19 protein-coding genes are annotated in these 16763 nt (G+C 32.8%); 2 read left to right on the top strand and 17 right to left on the bottom strand.

Annotated elements, in window-relative coordinates; translation table 11 throughout:
• Nucleotides 1-158: 158 nt before the first annotated feature.
• The 11 genes from purL to TMEL_RS06330 form a co-directional block, all read right to left on the bottom strand.
• Nucleotides 159-1931, bottom strand: coding sequence for a phosphoribosylformylglycinamidine synthase subunit PurL (gene purL / locus TMEL_RS06380; protein ID WP_012057448.1), 1773 nt, complete (start codon nucleotides 1929-1931; stop codon nucleotides 159-161).
• A complete protein-coding gene (gene purQ, locus TMEL_RS06375; RefSeq protein ID WP_012057447.1) occupies nucleotides 1928-2560 on the bottom strand; it encodes a phosphoribosylformylglycinamidine synthase subunit PurQ in 633 nt (210 codons plus the stop codon). Before purQ ends, purL begins: the two co-directional genes overlap by 4 nt.
• Entirely contained in the window at nucleotides 2557-2805 is a 249-nt protein-coding gene (purS, locus tag TMEL_RS06370) for a phosphoribosylformylglycinamidine synthase subunit PurS (RefSeq protein WP_012057446.1), read from the bottom strand. Before purS ends, purQ begins: the two co-directional genes overlap by 4 nt.
• Nucleotides 2781-3467: a phosphoribosylaminoimidazolesuccinocarboxamide synthase gene (locus TMEL_RS06365; protein WP_012057445.1), complete on the bottom strand. Its 687-nt coding sequence runs from the start codon at nucleotides 3465-3467 to the stop codon at nucleotides 2781-2783. The genes purS and TMEL_RS06365 overlap by 25 nt, the downstream gene beginning before the upstream one ends.
• A gap of 13 nt (nucleotides 3468-3480) precedes the next feature.
• Nucleotides 3481-3933 carry a 5-(carboxyamino)imidazole ribonucleotide mutase gene (purE, locus tag TMEL_RS06360; protein WP_012057444.1) on the bottom strand — a complete coding sequence of 151 codons (453 nt, stop codon included), beginning with the start codon at nucleotides 3931-3933 and terminating at the stop codon, nucleotides 3481-3483.
• 206 nt (nucleotides 3934-4139) lie between these two features.
• On the bottom strand, nucleotides 4140-4997 hold the full coding sequence (locus TMEL_RS06355) for a PLP-dependent cysteine synthase family protein (RefSeq protein WP_012057443.1): 858 nt from the start codon (nucleotides 4995-4997) through the stop codon (nucleotides 4140-4142).
• Between the two features lie 12 nt (nucleotides 4998-5009).
• Nucleotides 5010-5576, bottom strand: coding sequence for a serine O-acetyltransferase EpsC (gene epsC, locus TMEL_RS06350; RefSeq protein WP_012057442.1), 567 nt, complete (start codon nucleotides 5574-5576; stop codon nucleotides 5010-5012).
• Nucleotides 5577-5812: 236 nt separating this feature from the next.
• Nucleotides 5813-7153, bottom strand: a complete 1341-nt coding sequence (locus TMEL_RS06345; protein WP_012057441.1) for an FAD-dependent oxidoreductase — start codon at nucleotides 7151-7153, stop codon at nucleotides 5813-5815.
• 116 nt (nucleotides 7154-7269) lie between these two features.
• Nucleotides 7270-7632: a PadR family transcriptional regulator gene (locus TMEL_RS06340; RefSeq protein ID WP_012057440.1), complete on the bottom strand. Its 363-nt coding sequence runs from the start codon at nucleotides 7630-7632 to the stop codon at nucleotides 7270-7272.
• Nucleotides 7629-8372, bottom strand: coding sequence for an MBL fold metallo-hydrolase (locus tag TMEL_RS06335; RefSeq protein WP_012057439.1), 744 nt, complete (start codon nucleotides 8370-8372; stop codon nucleotides 7629-7631). Before TMEL_RS06335 ends, TMEL_RS06340 begins: the two co-directional genes overlap by 4 nt.
• Nucleotides 8369-10294, bottom strand: a complete 1926-nt coding sequence (locus TMEL_RS06330; RefSeq protein ID WP_012057438.1) for a beta-N-acetylhexosaminidase — start codon at nucleotides 10292-10294, stop codon at nucleotides 8369-8371. The genes TMEL_RS06335 and TMEL_RS06330 overlap by 4 nt, the downstream gene beginning before the upstream one ends.
• Before the next feature lie 295 nt (nucleotides 10295-10589).
• Here TMEL_RS06330 and TMEL_RS10540 point away from each other — a divergent pair, with 295 nt between their 5' ends.
• Together TMEL_RS10540 and TMEL_RS06320 are read left to right on the top strand one after the other, a co-directional pair.
• Nucleotides 10590-10781 carry a methylated-DNA--[protein]-cysteine S-methyltransferase gene (locus tag TMEL_RS10540; RefSeq protein WP_231109723.1) on the top strand — a complete coding sequence of 64 codons (192 nt, stop codon included), beginning with the start codon at nucleotides 10590-10592 and terminating at the stop codon, nucleotides 10779-10781.
• On the top strand, nucleotides 10736-11341 hold the full coding sequence (locus TMEL_RS06320; RefSeq protein ID WP_012057437.1) for a nucleotidyltransferase family protein: 606 nt from the start codon (nucleotides 10736-10738) through the stop codon (nucleotides 11339-11341). The genes TMEL_RS10540 and TMEL_RS06320 overlap by 46 nt, the downstream gene beginning before the upstream one ends.
• A gap of 8 nt (nucleotides 11342-11349) precedes the next feature.
• Here TMEL_RS06320 and TMEL_RS06315 read toward each other — a convergent pair whose 3' ends face one another.
• From TMEL_RS06315 to TMEL_RS06290, 6 genes are read right to left on the bottom strand one after another with little or no spacing between them, the layout of a single operon-like run.
• Nucleotides 11350-11853: a ferritin-like domain-containing protein gene (locus tag TMEL_RS06315; protein ID WP_012057436.1), complete on the bottom strand. Its 504-nt coding sequence runs from the start codon at nucleotides 11851-11853 to the stop codon at nucleotides 11350-11352.
• Between the two features lies 1 nt (nucleotide 11854).
• The gene (locus tag TMEL_RS06310; protein ID WP_012057435.1) at nucleotides 11855-13705 is read right to left on the bottom strand and encodes an FAD-dependent oxidoreductase; all 1851 of its coding nucleotides are present in this window, start codon (nucleotides 13703-13705) and stop codon (nucleotides 11855-11857) included.
• A 15-nt stretch (nucleotides 13706-13720) separates the two neighbouring features.
• On the bottom strand, nucleotides 13721-14824 hold the full coding sequence (locus TMEL_RS06305; RefSeq protein WP_012057434.1) for an NADH-quinone oxidoreductase subunit D: 1104 nt from the start codon (nucleotides 14822-14824) through the stop codon (nucleotides 13721-13723).
• Nucleotides 14817-15347: an NADH-quinone oxidoreductase subunit C gene (locus TMEL_RS06300; protein WP_012057433.1), complete on the bottom strand. Its 531-nt coding sequence runs from the start codon at nucleotides 15345-15347 to the stop codon at nucleotides 14817-14819. The genes TMEL_RS06305 and TMEL_RS06300 overlap by 8 nt, the downstream gene beginning before the upstream one ends.
• Nucleotides 15328-15870: a NuoB/complex I 20 kDa subunit family protein gene (locus TMEL_RS06295; RefSeq protein WP_012057432.1), complete on the bottom strand. Its 543-nt coding sequence runs from the start codon at nucleotides 15868-15870 to the stop codon at nucleotides 15328-15330. The genes TMEL_RS06300 and TMEL_RS06295 overlap by 20 nt, the downstream gene beginning before the upstream one ends.
• Before the next feature lie 11 nt (nucleotides 15871-15881).
• Nucleotides 15882-16763 carry a respiratory chain complex I subunit 1 family protein gene (locus TMEL_RS06290; protein WP_012057431.1) on the bottom strand — a complete coding sequence of 294 codons (882 nt, stop codon included), beginning with the start codon at nucleotides 16761-16763 and terminating at the stop codon, nucleotides 15882-15884.

The following is a 16763-nucleotide window of genomic DNA, read 5'->3' as shown; positions in this document are numbered from 1 at the left end:
ATCTCCCCCTCTACAGAGAAGATTATAACAACAAACATAGTTATATAAAAATTGACGATTAATTATTATACTTTACTAAAAAAAAGCATATTAAAGTACAAATTAAATATTTGGACTTAATTACTCTATTTAAAATAATATCCCCCAAAACTGGGGGACTAAATCTTTCTAATAGGAAGGTCACTTCTTACATTATTTCCTATAACCACAACGAGCTGGTGAATAGGAGAATGTTTTAACGGAGGAAGTTTTAAGTTCAAATTTTTTAAATAAGTCAATTTATCATATCTAGTCGAAGAAATAACAAAATTACCCTTAGATACTTGTTTTCTAATTTCACCCCACAAAATCTTCTCTCTTTCCAAGGAAAAATCTTCCCATCCAATTAAATATATATCTCCCTTTTTAGGTTTTACAACTTTTTTTACCTTACCAACCATTCCAATAACCATAGTTGGAGGGATAGGTATACCTTTATTGGTATTATAGAGTGAAGCATTTCCACTTGCAACACCAACATTTGAAAATTCACAAGCATCTTTCAACCCTTTCATCATAGCCGAAAGCCCCATCGGTTCAACATCAGGATCTCCATAATTTATACAGTCGGTAATCCCAAAAGGTTCTCCACCTACTGACAAAGTCTTTCTAACACTTTCTAAAACAGCAATAAATGAACCCCAATATGGACTTTTATCACCAATATCAGCTCTACTATGAGTAAGGAGTGAATAAAATATATCCGTTCCCTTTATCCTCATTACAGCAGGACCATAACCTGGTAAAAGAACTGTATCAGTTCCTACCATGTGATCGTATTGGGTATACACCTGCGATGCATCCACATCACTAAAAGTTATCGAAACATTTTTTGGCAAAGATTCACTAAAAAAATCATAAATCTCTTCTTCTGGCGCATTTGATAACAATTGCGCTGGAATTTTTAGTATTGTTTCACCTTTATACATTGCATGATAAATTCCATCATCTGTTACTTCACCTAAAATAGCACCGTACAACAAATGGTCTTTTACTATATTTAATACTCTTTCTGCCTTTTCAGGCGATGTTATCACGGCCATTCTTTCCTGACTTTCACTAATCAAAATCTCAACAGGATTCATATCTGGCTCTCTTAAAGGAAGTCTTTCCAAATGTATAACCGCACCAAATCCACCTTTTGCTACTAATTCAGATGTTGCAGACAAAACACCACCTGCACCCAAATCTTGGGCACCCTCAACTAAACCTTCTTCAACCATTCTTAAAAATGCCTCAATAAGCATTTTTTCAGCAAATGGATCACCTACTTGAATAGATAGCTTATTTGCCTTTTCCCCAGTTAAATCCTCAGAAGCAAAAGATGCACCATGAATCCCATCTCTTCCAGTTGCACCACCAAATACAATAATAACCTGACCTTTTGACATTGCCTTAGATGGGATAATATCTTTATGTTTTACAATACCTGCTGCCATAACATTAACCAATGGATTGTATCTATACGCATCACTTATCCTAAGTTCTCCACCTACAGTAGGTACTCCAATTGAGTTTCCATAATCAGCAATACCTTCAATTATTCCATCAATAATCTTATGCATATGTAACGAATCCAAAATTGCCGTAGGTCTTGCTCCCATTGCAAGTACATCCCTTATTATTCCCCCCACTCCAGTTGCAGCACCATTATATGGTTCAATTGCACTTGGATGATTATGACTCTCAATTTTAAAAGCAAGTGCATAGTCTTCATTAAGGGAAACAAGCCCTGCATTTCCAGATTCCAGACTAATTAGCGGCAATTGTTTTATATACCTTTTTGTATGTGAATAACCACAATGCTCACTCCACATCACTGTGAAAGCTTCCTTTTCGGTAAAAGTTGCCTTTCTTTCAAGTTTCTCTTCTAAAATATTTAAATATTTCATCTATTACCACCTCTAATATACTCAAAAACTGACTTAAAAAGTTTTAATCCGTCAACACTTCCCAAAAACTCATCTACTGCTCTTTCAGGATGAGGCATCATTCCTAAAACATTTCCATTGTATATACCTGCAATAAAATCATCGGACCCGTTAATATTTTCTTTGTACTTAAAAACCACATTTGGATTACCAACAGATACATATCTACCAAATCCATGTGCTACAGGAAGCCTTATTTTTTCACCTTTTTTGTATAACATAGTAAAAGGAGTTGTATTATCCACTATCTCAAGTTCAACAAACTTACAAATAAACTTTCCAGAATCGTTTTGTAAAAGAGCACCAGATAACAATCCCATTTCAACCAATATCTGAAAACCATTACAAATCCCTATTACCATTCCACCATTTTCTGCAAATTCTTTGACAGCAAGTGATTCTCTAGCAGACACCGCACCTGGTCTTAAGTAATCTCCATAAGAAAAACCACCAGGTAATATTATCAAATCAAAAGAATCTAAATTATCCCTTGTTGTTATATAATATGTTTTAAATCCTGCCAATTCCAGCGCATAATATGCATCTCTGTCACAATTTGAACCAGGATAAACAATCACCCCTGCTCTCATTCTATCTTCACCTCATATTCTTCTGTAACGGGATTTACCAACAACTTTTCACATGCTTCAACAACCTTTCTTTCTGCTTCAGCTTTATCATTTGCCAATATTTCACCATGAATAGACTTCCCTATTCTAATACTTTCCACTGGAATATCATTTTCTTCCCTTAGTACCCTTGCTATAGTCTCTCCTCTTGGATCCCTTACGTTACTTTTGTATTGAATATCTACAACAAATTTAAACTTCTGCATGCTTCTAAAACCTCCCTATATTTTTCAAGAGGATCCCCCAAATCTTTTCTATAAACATCCTTATCAAATATTTCTGCTGTCTTTCTAAGCCTTAATGTATCTGGAGAAATCTCATCTCCCAAACAAATTTTACCATCTTTGTCAACACCGTACTCAAATTTCATATCCCATAAATCAAATCCTAAGTTCCCAAAAAATTTCTTTAATTCTGACGCTGTTTTCTTTGCAGCGTCAATCATTTCATCTACTTGTTTTTCTGAACAAATTCCAAAAAGCACTAAATGATTCTTACAAACCATTGGATCATGTTTTTCATCATCCTTTATGAAAAACTCAACAAGTGGTTCTTTAAATTCTTCTCCTTCTTCGCCACCATATCTTCTAATAAACGAACCTGCTTTTTTTAACCTAACAACCACTTCCAACGGAAACATTTCTAAAGAAACCGCCTTTATTTTGTTAGGTCTTTCAAAATCTAAAAATTGTGTATATATCCCCCTTGAGTTTAAATATTTCATAGTTATAGCCGTAATCTCAGCACATATTTCACCTTTTCCAGATAATACATTATGCTTCTCCCCATCACCAGCTGTAATATCATCTTTAAAATTTAAAATAACATAATCATCAAATCTGTCTACAATTTTTGTTTTTCCCTCCATATACTCTTCCCCCTTAAAGATACTTCCCCACAAGCTTTGAGCGGAATTCTTTTAACTTTTTTGAAAGTTCTTTGTTATCCAAAGCTAGCATTTCAATAGCTAAAATTGCCGCATTTTTCCCCCTGTTAATCCCCACTGTTGCCACTGGTATATCATTGGGCATTTGAACAATTGAAAGTAAAGAATCTAACCCCCCTAAATCTTCGGACTTTACTGGAACACCTATAACAGGCTTTACGGTTTTTGAAGCAACAACTCCTGGTAAATGGGCCGCACCACCTGCAACTGCAATATAAACCTTTACCCCACCTTTTTCACACTCGTCAATAAACTCCTCTAAAAGTTTAGGTGTTCTGTGAGCAGATAAATACTTTATCCTATAGCTCACTCCAAAATTTTCTAAAACGGACACTACCTTATCAACCACAGGAGAATCACTCTTGCTCCCCGCAATAACAGCAATCAAAATTCACACCCCCTTAAAAGCAAAAAGCTCCTACCATGAAAAAGGTAGGAGCTTTATTAATATTCATATTTTTTAATACACATAAACCAAATGTATAACTCATATCTTTCACTCCTTTTTGGCCTCTCTGGACCAAATTAAAGGGTACACTTTAAGTATATCACGTAAAAAAACAAACAGTCAATACTATAAAAGTTACAAATCAGTTAATTCAAAACATTTAAAACTGAAATATACTTACTAACATCATCAGGAAAGATAGTTACCACCTTACCAAAATTTGCAAATCTTGCTGCAACTAATGCATTGGCTGCAGATGAAATTCCAACATTTAAACCTAACTTCCTATTTAAATACACAAACATTTTTAAAACTTCCTCATCGGATACCTTTACAATTTCATCTATAACATCCAAATCTAAAATCTTCGGTATAAATCCTGCACCAATTCCCTGAATTTTATGCTTACCTGGATTTCCACCAGATAACACAGGCGAATTTTCCGGTTCAACTGCAACTATCTTTACTCTTTCACCTAAAATACTTTTTAAAACATTTCCCACTCCAGTGATAGTTCCACCTGTTCCCACACCTGCAACAAAGACATCTACATCAAATCTCATCTGCTCCAAAACCTCCGGACCAGTAGTTAATTTATGTGCCAAAATATTGTACTTATTTGAAAATTGATTCGGCATAAACGCATTTTTTTCATTAACTATTTCTTTTGCTTTTTCAATTGCACCTTTCATACCCTTATCTCCAGGAGTTAATACCACATCTGCACCAAAAGATCTCATTATGTCTATTCTCTCTTTTGTCATAGTATCTGGCATGGTAAGAATAACATCAAAACCTAGTTTTCTACCTATCCAAGCTAACGCTATACCAGTATTACCACTTGTAGGTTCAACTATTTTACGCGTCTTTATACCATCTTTAATTGCACCTTTTAGCATAAAAAATGCTGCTCTATCTTTTACACTACCTCCTGGATTATTTTTTTCTAATTTTGCAAATATTCTCAATTCATCTATATAAACCATTGGAGTATTGCCTATCATATCTTCACCCCTTTATATAATCCATTCTATTTTTTCTAAATTTTCAAAAACCTGCCTTGCAGGTATCCCAACAAATGTTGCACCATTTGGAACATCATCTAAAACTACTGAATTTGCACCTATTCTAGCATTATCACCAATTCTTACAGGGCCTAAAATTTTCGCTCCAGAACCTATTAACACATTTTTTCCAATATCAGGATGTCTTTTCCCCTTTTGAATGTTTCTTGCACCAAGGGTAACATTATGATAAATCAAAGTACCACTACCCACAGTTGTTGTTGAACCAATAACAACTCCAATTGCATGATCAATAACAACACCTGGATCAATAACTGCAGCTGGACTAATATCCGCTGAATACAAAATTTTTGAAATATAATGAATTAAAAATGAGAGAAATCTTAATTCATATCTATAAAACAGGTGGGAAAGTCTGTACAAAATCAAAAGTTGAAAACCCGTGTGAAAGAATATCTGGTATGTTCTTTCAATGGAAGGATCTTTTTTCATAAGTTCTTCTTTGTCTTTTCTGATAGCCCTAATAGTTACTATAAAATCTTTTACAAATCCTTGCACCCCATAAAACTCACCTCCAAATTAGGTTGCACTAATTAGATTATATCATATTCGTAGTAATTTTAGTTAAATATATGTTACAACAAATCTTATGAATTCAATAATGCATCTCTTATTGACAAAAAACTTTTTACAATCCATATTAAGGCTAACCTATTAAAAAGTTCATCCCCAACTGGGGATGAACTAAAACAAAACGATTGTTTTACTTTTAATTAATTGAAAAAATTAACTTCCTATTTTGACATAAATACCTTTTCCGCAGCTTTTATTAATGGATAAGCCGTAGGAGCTGACGTTAAAAGCGGATGAGTACCTATCTGTGAAATGAAAAGTTCGGTAATTGTTACTGAATTTTGTATTTCCATACCAATAACATTTATCAATTCCCCTGCTGAATCTCCTCCTACAACTTCTCCACCAATAATTATATCAGATTCTTTAGAAACTATTAATTTTACTATTTGCTTATTTGTGTTTGGGAGCGAACCAGGATGTTTATCCACTCCTTCAAAATAACCAACTTTTATATCAAAATTATTCTTTTTTGCCTCTTCTTCCGTCAGACCTGCAGATGCAAACACTCTATTTCCAATTTTGGTCGAAAAAATTGCAATTGTCCCCAAAAAACTTCTTACAGTAGAAAGTTTATATAAATTCATAGCCGCAATTCTTGCCTCGGAAGTAGCAGTAGAAGCAAGCATTACTGGTACACTTTTTCTAGTAATAAAATCCACTTTTTGCGCACAGTCCCCAATAGCAAAAATATCTGGATCACTTGTTCTCATATAACTATCAACACGAATAGCATTATATTTGTTCAATTCAAGACCTGCCTCCTTTGCAAGCTCTGTATTTGGAACATAACCTGTTGCAAAAATAACAGCATCACTTTCCAATAGCTCTCCATTGTCAAGCAATACTTCTCTTACCTTCTCATCGCCTTTTATTTCAACAACTTTGGTATTTGTATATACCCTTATTCCCAATTTTTCCAATTCTTCTTGTGCAATTTTTGCAATTTCACTATCAAATGCCTTACCTAAAATATGAGGTAATATTTCCACTATAGTTACATTTTTTCCAACCTTTGCAAGCTGTTCTGAAACTTCAACACCTATAAAACCTGCACCAATAACAACTATTTTATCCAAACTCTTTAACTCTTCAATCATCTTATCAAGATATTCTTTATTTTTAGGAACAACAAACGTATTTTTAAGTTCTTTACCTTTTATATTGGGAACAAAAGGTTTTGAACCTGTTGCCAAAATAAGCTTTTCATATTGAAATTGTTCCCCTTGTTTAGTAACAACTATTTTAGATTCTCTGTCAATCTTTACTACCTCGTCATTTAAAAATTCAACTCCAGATTTTGTAATTGCTTCGAGAGGAATTATGTTTTTCTGAGTTGTTCCCAATACTCCAAACACATATGGAATCCCACACGGAACTAAAGCATCCCTGTCTTTTCTAATCATTAAAAAACTTTTATCTTTATAACAACACTTTCCCGTTGTTGCAGCAACTATCCCTGCCGCACTTCCACCAATTATTATTACATCGTACTTCTTCATAAAAATCCCTCCCCAATAGTATGTAATATGTATGTAACATAATGATATATTTTTCACAATATTATATACAATTTACATATATATACATTTAAATTATACAACTGCTTGTGAAAAAGTCAATAAACATTTTCAGTAAACTTGGAAACTTTTTCAATAAAAGTCTCTAATTTAGATATTATATTGATAAATTCATCTTTACTAACCAGCAATTGTTCAATTCCTTTTTTAGTTATATAATAAATTTTCTTTGATGGTCCTTGAGATGAATTATCCCATTTAGAAATTACAAATCCTTCACTTTCCAATTTTGAAAGAATCCTATAAATATTCCCCATTTGCCCAAGACCAGTTAGTTCAATTCCATACTCAAAGAGCTTATTGGCAATTTCATAACCATGCATCGGATTTTCCGCTATAATTAACAATACAAATGGTTCGATAAATTTTTTTCTATATTTTCCAGCTCCTTTCTTACTCATAACAAATCCCACTCATCACCTGCCTTTAAAATTATGCAATTTTCTTTAAGGATACTTTTCATTATGGATATTGCTTTGACACCTGTGCAGTGTAAAGGAATAACAACCAAATTATTTTTTCCAAAAATTTCTACAATATTTCTTATTCTCTCTAAAGAAGCATTTATAAGGTGAAATCCTCCAATTACATATTTTATAGCATGAGTTTTTAAAGCGACCTTCAAAATATTTTCAATTCCTCTATGAGCACACCCTGTAAAAAGAATATTATCAATAACTATATTTATCTCATCATGAAAAAAATCACGTCCCCCATTTATTTTATACTTTTTATCAATTGTATTTTTTTCAAGTGGAACGTTATTTATGACATAAAGATTATCTATTTTTATATTTCCCTTTATAAATTTCTTTTCTAATTTAAGATTTTCTATTTCAAAAGGACTTCCAACAAATCGATCACCACTGTACTTTGGAATAACAGCATTTTTGTGAATATACACTGGCGCATTAACTTTTCCAATCAAATACTTTAAACCACCTACATGGTCATAATGACCATGGGAAACGACTATTTTTTTAATACCTCTAAGATCCACTTTCATCTTTTTTGCATTTTTTATAAAAACATCACTTGCACCTGTATCAAAAAGTATCTCATCGTTTACCAATATTGATAAACCATGTTCTTCGTAAAAACCATCTTTTGCCTCATCATTACATAAAATTTTCACATTCATTTTTTTAACTCCTTAAAAATATTTTGGATCTTTCTTAACTTTTCTATGCTATAGCTTAAACCTCCCATTTTGTTTCTCTTAAGCCAAATTTTTTCAAATTCATTAATCAATTTTTCTAATCTTATTGAAAATTCTTCCCTTGCAACCGGCGAAATACCTTCTAAGCTATCTAATTTTGATTTTCTTGCTGATAAAAGTATTTCAATTGCTAAGATAGAAAATTCAATGGCATTTTTTAATTCATATTTTATTAAATTATCATTCAAGATATTTATCTTTGATAATCTTTCTTCTAAATAATCTTTAGTCTTTACAAGAGCTTCTATCTTTAACTTAGAAATAAACTTTTTATTTATAAATTCAGGCTTTATGAAAACCAATGCAAAAATAGAAGAATTTGGAACTTCAAACTCAAGTAATTTATAAGCATTACCAACTTCCAATAATATTTCAGAAACTTGTTCTCCAAAATATAAAGACAAAGCTTCTTTTAGATCTATATCTTGATTCTTATCAAAACCCCATGAAACAGCTGAAGTATAAAAAAATCCGGGAAAAGAAATAGGTAAATGTTGCCAATGACCATTATCCCCCCAATCCGTAACTAAAATTCCTTTAGCACCATATTTCAATCCACTTTCTGTTGCATTTTTTATGTTTAAAAGCGCATTTTCCAGTCTTCCTAAAAAAGAATTCCAACTCGAAGTACCTGGACATACATAAAATTCAAATCCTCTAAATAACTCACACTCAGCATCAAAATTATGATCTTTTTCATATCCCCAAATTAAATACACAACATCTTTAGGTAAATCATTAAATAATTCTGGATAATTTTTTAATATATCCGCCCACACCATCATTTTTTTTCCATATTTTTTTACCAAATTATATATCTTTAAAACAAAACTCAGATAAACCTTTCCTTTACCGTGTTTCTCACATAATGGTTTTGATTTACCTTGACATAAATCAAACGTTTCATCTGCATTCACATTAAAATGTTTACTCGAAAAATGCGGAAGTAATTCCCTATACAAAGAATCTAAAAACTCAATTGAATCACTAACGGCAGGTGACAATGTAAAAGGATGACTATAATGTTCCCCACATGAAGTATTAAATTCAAACGTTTCAGCTAAATAACTATATTCATTATGGCTTAACCATTTTTCCATATGACCAAATGAAGCTTGATTAGGAACAAGTTCAATGAATCTTTCCTTACAATATTTATCAAGTTTAATAATATCTTCACTAGTAAATGGTGAATAATCTCTCCAAACTTTCTCATGTTCACGATATGCAAATGTATGCTCGGTATATAGCTGGAATTGATTATATTTTAATTCCGACAAAAGATCAACAATATAATATAATGTTTCTAATTTAGGCACCTTATCTCTGCTTATATCAATCAATACTCCTCTATTTTCTATATCCGGCCAATCATGTATTTCCATAAAAGGAATTGTATTACCATAGTTCCTTATTATCTGAACAAGAGTCATAAGTCCATAATGAACTCCAAGATTATTATTACCATATACCTTTACGCCATCTGAAGAAACTATTAATTTATACCCTGATTTTTCCTTTATTTTTCCCCTTTCTACCTCAACATATATAGAAGTTTTACTTCCTTTATAGTATGAAATAAAAAGTTCAACGCCAAAATCTTTTAACACCCTTTTTACCTTCTCTGCACTTTTAAATAAGTTCTTTGTTGATAAAAAAATATACTCTCCAGATTTGAATTCAAAAACATCATCTTTTATTTCAAACTTTTTTGGCCTAGGAATTAATATCATATCTATCACCTCATTTTCATTATATAACATTTTAAAGAAATTTGAAAAAGTTAACGATTCTGGGTTTAATTTTTGATATAATTTATAAAAAACAAAATAATTATAACTCATAAATAACAAGAATTTTAATCTCATCCTTCAAAAGAAAGGGTGTGAAACTATAACATACAAAATAATAGTTGACATAGGTACTATCCTTTTAAACGTTGAAAGCAACAAACTGAAAAAAATATCATTTAGTAATGAAAAATCCTACGAGGAATTAACAGAAAACAATTTCACAAAGCAAATTATAGAATATTTAAAGGGAAAAAGAAAATTTTTCGATTTTGAAGTTGAATTAAAAGGAGGACCTGTATTTTTAAAAATATGGAATTATGTAAGAAAAATTCCATATGGGGAGACTATGACTTATGGTGAAGTTGCAAAGGTCTTAAATTTAAATCCAAGAATCATTGGATTTGCAATGAAAGCAAACCTTTTACCAATTTACATACCGTGTCACAGAGTAGTAGGAAAAAACGATATTGGGGGATTCTCGGGAGGTATAAAATGGAAAAAATTTCTCCTAGAACTAGAAAAAAAATATATTCGATAATTTTGGCCGCTGGCGAAGGAAAAAGGTATAAAGGCATAAAATTCCTTCATAATATAAAAGGAAAAAATATGTTACAAGTAGTTTTGGATCTGGTTTTATCTCTAAATTTTACACAAAACATAATGGTAGTCAATGATAATTGGGAAAATATTAAAAACAACTTCAAAATACCTGAAAATGTAATAATAATCAAAAATAAAAACTATAAAGAGGGGATTTCATCATCATTAAAAGCAGCAATAAAATATATTCTCAGTTTAAATGTAATTCCTGATTATGTGGCAGTTTTTCTTGCAGACATGCCTTTTATTTTAAAAAAAGACGTTTTAAAAATCTTAGAATACACAGATAATAAAAACAAAATAATTGCTCCATTTTTTTTTGAAAAAAAAGGATTTCCCACTTTAATACACAAAGAGTTATTTGAGGAAATTTTAAAATTGCATGGAGATAAAGGTGTCAGTCAATTAATAAAAAAGCATCCTGAACTGCTGAAAAAAATACCATCTACTACTAAAAGAATTATCAAAGATATTGATTACAAAAAAAACCTGGCTTAAAGCCAGGTTTAAAAGGGATAAAATCCCAAATCTAACCTATTTTTATCATAAATTCTTTGAATTAATTCTTCAACAAGTTTTACATGAGACTCTTCCCAGGATCTTAAATTTTCAAGTATTTCTTTTAACTCTAAATTTCCTATTTCTTCTGCTTTTTTTGATGCTTTATCATAATAATTTACAAAATCTTTTTCAATCAAAAGTGCCATTCGTAAAATGGATAAATCTTTCAAATCATCTTCTGAAGGTGTCTCTTCAATTGCTTGGCCTTTTAATCTTTCCTCGAAAAAATTCTTTGTTCTATCAACATCTGCAACCGGTATTTTTTCATTATTCTCCATAGCCTTTCTTAAATTCCTTATATATTCTGTATGCTCCTTTTCCATTTCTTGCAAAAAATCAAGCACCTCTTTTGCCAACTTACTTCTTATTTCTTCTTTTTTTTCTCCATAAAATCTGAATCCCTCTATTTCAAAATTTTCCGCAACCTTTAAAATATCTTCTATAGACATACTATTTCCCCCCTTTACTTAAAAACTTATCAATACCTCTTGCGGCCCAGTATCCATCAGCTACTGCATGAATTATATCTGGCCCATGCACAATATCTCCACCTGCAAATAACCATTCAACAGACGTTTGTCTATATTCGTTTGTTAGCAACCTTCCTCTTACAAATTCAATCTTAGATTTAACTTCTTCAGGTAAATAATCATAATCTGGGGCTTGCCCAATTGCCTCTACTACCATATCCGCATCTAAAACCATTTTATTGCTTTCATCGAACCTTGGATTAAATCTTCCATTTTCATCAAACACTTCCAAACATTTCTTCAACTCTACACCTTTAACCTTATCATTTTCAATTACTATTTTCATCGGCCCCCATCCAGGATAAAATGCCACTCCTTCTTCTGACCCCTCTTCTATTTCTTCCATATCTGCTGGCATTTCTTCATATGTTCTTTCAAGAGATGTTATCTTCACATCGACTTTGCCATATTCCATCTTTTGAAGTCTTGCCATTGAACGTGCCACATCCATTGCAACGTTACCTCCACCAATAACTACCAAACTTCTTGGTATCTTCGGCTTTGGTCCTTCTCCTCTTAGATAATCTCTTATTTCTCTCAAAAGTGGAAGAGCTTGAATCACATCTTCATGTTCTGTTCCAGGAACTTTTGTAGAACGTCCAAGGGTAAATCCTGTGGAAACAAATACGGCATCGTATTTTTCCCTCAATTTTTCAAGAGAAATATCTTTACCCACAGAAACACCTACATGGATTTTTACACCTAATGCTTGAATAAATGCAATATCTTTATCTAAAGCCTCATCTGGCAACCTATAGGACGGTATTCCATACCTCATAACCCCACCGGGTTTCGATAATGACTCAAACACTTCAACTTCATATCCCAGGGTTGCCAAAAAGTACGCCGCAGAAAGACCTGCAGGCCCTGAACCAACAATGGCAACTTTTTTATCTTTTTTCACAGTATTTACCTCAAGAACTTTTTCATAATCAGGTACATTGTCCACAATATATCTTTTCAACCATCTAATAGCTATTGCCTCTCCACGATTTCCTAGTGAACACGCTTCCTCACATTTATGAGTACAAACCCTTCCACATACCGCTGAAAATGGGTTGGCACCAACCATATTATTACTTTCATCACCCTTTAAAAGCCACCTTAATGCATCTTTTAAATCATCTTTCCAAATAGCTTTTATATATTCTGGAATTTGCATATGCTGAGGACATCTATCAGTACATATTCCGCACTCAACACATCTTGAAGCTTCGTGCATTGCCTGTTCTTTACTGTATCCCTTTACATATTCTATAAACGATTTTGACCTTTCTTCCCCTTCTATCATTCCCATTTCAACACGTTCTAGTTCTAAAAGATCAGAATCATCATCTCTAGTCCAACCTACTGGAACATCTTTTACCCCGTGAATTCCCCCTTCAGTAGGGGCAAAGATAAAATCTTCTGGATTTGGCGAAATATGTACATATTCCCTAGTCATTTTCAGTGAACCAGTTGTACATATATCAACACACATTGCACAAAATGAGCATCTTCCATAATCAATAACAGGTCTTTGGGGTTTTTCTCCATATTGTTGTGGCAAATCTTCAATTTCAACCATTTTTATTGCATCAGTTGGACAAATTTTAGAACATGTTCCACACCCTATACATTCATTCCAATCATTTATGTGAAAGCCCCTGTATCTTTCGGCAGCTTCTCTTTTCACATACGGAACTTTTATAGTAACTGGTTTTTTTAAGAGAAATTTCCAAGCACTTATTGGTGAAAAGAATTCCTTTTTTGAAATTGTATTATTTTTCATTTATATTCACCTCCATTATCTATCTACCTCGGGAGCACAAACATCCATTGTGGAAAGCCAGATTGGTACATCTTCAATACGGGTACCAGGTAAATATTTTTCTACTCCAATAAATGTTTGTGGATAAGATGCACCTCTAACTACTACTCTGTATGGTTTTTCACCACCATCTGATACCATATAATATCCGTATTCCCCTCTTGTAGATTCTATATGAACATATGCTTGACCCTTTGGTACCCTAAATCTTAAAGCGCTACCTTCACTTATTGGCGTATTCACCTTACCCACCGGCATTTTTTCAAGTGCTTGTTTCACTATCTTTATACTTTGGAAAATTTCCCTAAATTTCAAATACACTCTCGCAAACGCATCACCATCTGTTGAAAAGGGAACTTCAAAGTCGACTTTATCATAAAACAAATATGGATCAACCTTTCTAATATCATATGGAACACCTGTGGCTCTCAACCCGACACCTGTCACTCCCATTTCTAAAGCCGTTTCTCTGTCAAGTTTTGCTATACCTTTCAATCTTGTATGTACTATCCTATTTTTTAATATTAACTTTTCATAATCAGGCAAACGTGATTCAATGTAGTCTAACGTCTCTAAAATCATTTTCTCAATTTTTGGTGTTAAGTCCTTTCTCACTCCTCCTGGAACTATATACATATGGTATACTCTTGCACCAGTTAAATTTTCAAATATATCCAATATCCTATCTCTATCTGCTGTTCCCCAAAAAGAACCTGTATAAAGTCCTATGGGACCACCTATACCTGAAAAACTCCATAGATGATTTGCTATCCTTGCAAGCTCAAGAACAATCATTCTAATCCATTGAGCCCTTTCTGGCACATCTATTTTTGCAATTTTTTCTACTGCTAGTGCATAACATAACTCGTTTATGTCAGGTTCTGGAACACAAATTCTCGGAATTAAGGCTAAATTTTGATACCAAAGTCTTCTTTCCATTAATTTTTCAAATCCCCTATGAAGAAAGCCTGGTAAAGGTCTTGCTTTAACTACTGTATCTCCTTCCACATACATATGGACACTAAAATTTCCGTGCATTCCAGGATGGTTAGGTCCAAAAAAGAGTTTTACTTCACCCATTTAAATCACCTCTTATTATTTTTGCTTCATGAATAACATCTTTCTTATATTCCCTATCTGGAAATTTTTTCCTAGAATATTCCATTGGATCAAAATCTTTCCTAAGAGGTGGTATATCATCCCAGTTTTCGAGAAACAAAGGCTTCATATCATCATTTCCTTCAAAATTTATGCCAAAAAATTCATGGATTTCTCTCTCATAATATCTAGCTATACTCCAAAGATGTTTTACTGTAACAAACTGAGAATTTCCCCTTTCAATTTTTGTTGAAACAATTATTTTACTGCCATCTTTCCAAGAGAATAGAATATATACCAATTCAAATTTATTCTCTTCAATCCAATCAACCGCTGTTAATAACGACAAATGTGAATATCCCTCTCCTTTCAACATAGAAAGGATTGAAACGATACTCTCGGGTTTAACGTTTATTTTTATTTCTCTACTATCTATTTCTACTATCTCAATATCATTGAAAATTTTTTCTATTTTCTTTATTACATCACTCATGAAACTCGTCATGGATAAACACCTCCCCGAGAGATCTTATTTGATTTTGTTTGTACCATTCATAATTTTCTCTGTATTTTTTCCATCCATTTGCCTCTCCACTCCTAATCATTCTCATCAATTTGTTAAATGCCTCCAATAATGCCTCAGGTCTTGGCATACAACCTGCAATGTATAAATCAACGGGAATGTAATAGTCTAATTTGTTTATAGTAGCATAAGAATCATAATAAATTCCTCCATTTAAAGTACAAGAACCAAAACCAATCACATATTTTGGCTCAGCCATCTGCTCATATGTATAAATAACTCTCCTAAGAGTTTTTGCACTTAAATAACCTGTAATAAACAAAATATCAGCTTGCCTTGGAGTAGCCATAGGCCCCATTCCAAAACGCTCCATATCAAACCTTGATGTCATTGTTGGTGGTAATTCCACTGCTCCACACCCTGTACAATAATGCAACATCCATAGAGACTTACTTCTCAATTTATCTGCTATCTTTTCCCATAAATTTCTCTCGTTTATTGACATACAACCACCTCCTAAAATACCCATCCAAGTAGTACAAATAATACTTGCAAAAATGCCAATCCCAATGGAACTTTCCAGTAAAACTTGACAACTTGTTCTATTCTAAATCGCGGCAAAACTGAAGAAATCATAGTTGCAAACACCCAAACAACTGTAAACTTTATTAAAAACGTCCAATAATTACTTACACCCAAAAAAACATCTACGAACAAACTAACTTCAACAAAAACTGAAAATGTATGCATCAACATTAAAAGTCCCATATATTTTGCAGATAACTCTACCATAGGTCCAGAAGCAATCTCTGCTGGAGCAATTGGCGTATCGAATGGTTTTTTCCCTAACATTCCTAATAGAGATATAAACGCAACTATACCCCCTATTGGCATTTTAACCAGTGTCCATGTATCTTGCTGAGATATCATAAGTTTCGATACAGAGGCCGTTTTGTAATAAAACATTACAGCAGAAAGTGAAAGCATGTATGGTATCTCATACCCCAACATTTGTGTTAAGGCCCTTGCAACTCCAATACTTGCATTAGGATTTCCGGATCCTACCATTCCCATTGCCATACCTAGTGCACCAACTGCAAATAAATAAACAATAATAAATATGTTATCCAACCCAGGAAATGCCACCAAATTCCCAAGGGGAACAAATGATAAAGTTGCAATAACGCCCCCCAATGCCATTAAAATTCCAAAGTCAAAAATCCAACCATGAGAAATACCCCTTTTTGATAACACCTTAAACACATCTATGAAATTTTGATACCAAGGCGGTCCATATCTTCTTTGAATTCTCGCCATCACTTTTCTTGCAACACCTTCTAAAGTTAGACCAACAAAAAAACCTGTCATTAATACTGCTATTATTTTAAGCACAGTCAT

Origin of the sequence: Thermosipho melanesiensis BI429, from assembly GCF_000016905.1 — a bacterium.
In the GTDB taxonomy this organism is placed as follows: domain Bacteria; phylum Thermotogota; class Thermotogae; order Thermotogales; family Fervidobacteriaceae; genus Thermosipho; species Thermosipho melanesiensis.
This window is presented reverse-complemented; position numbering and strand designations above follow the sequence as displayed.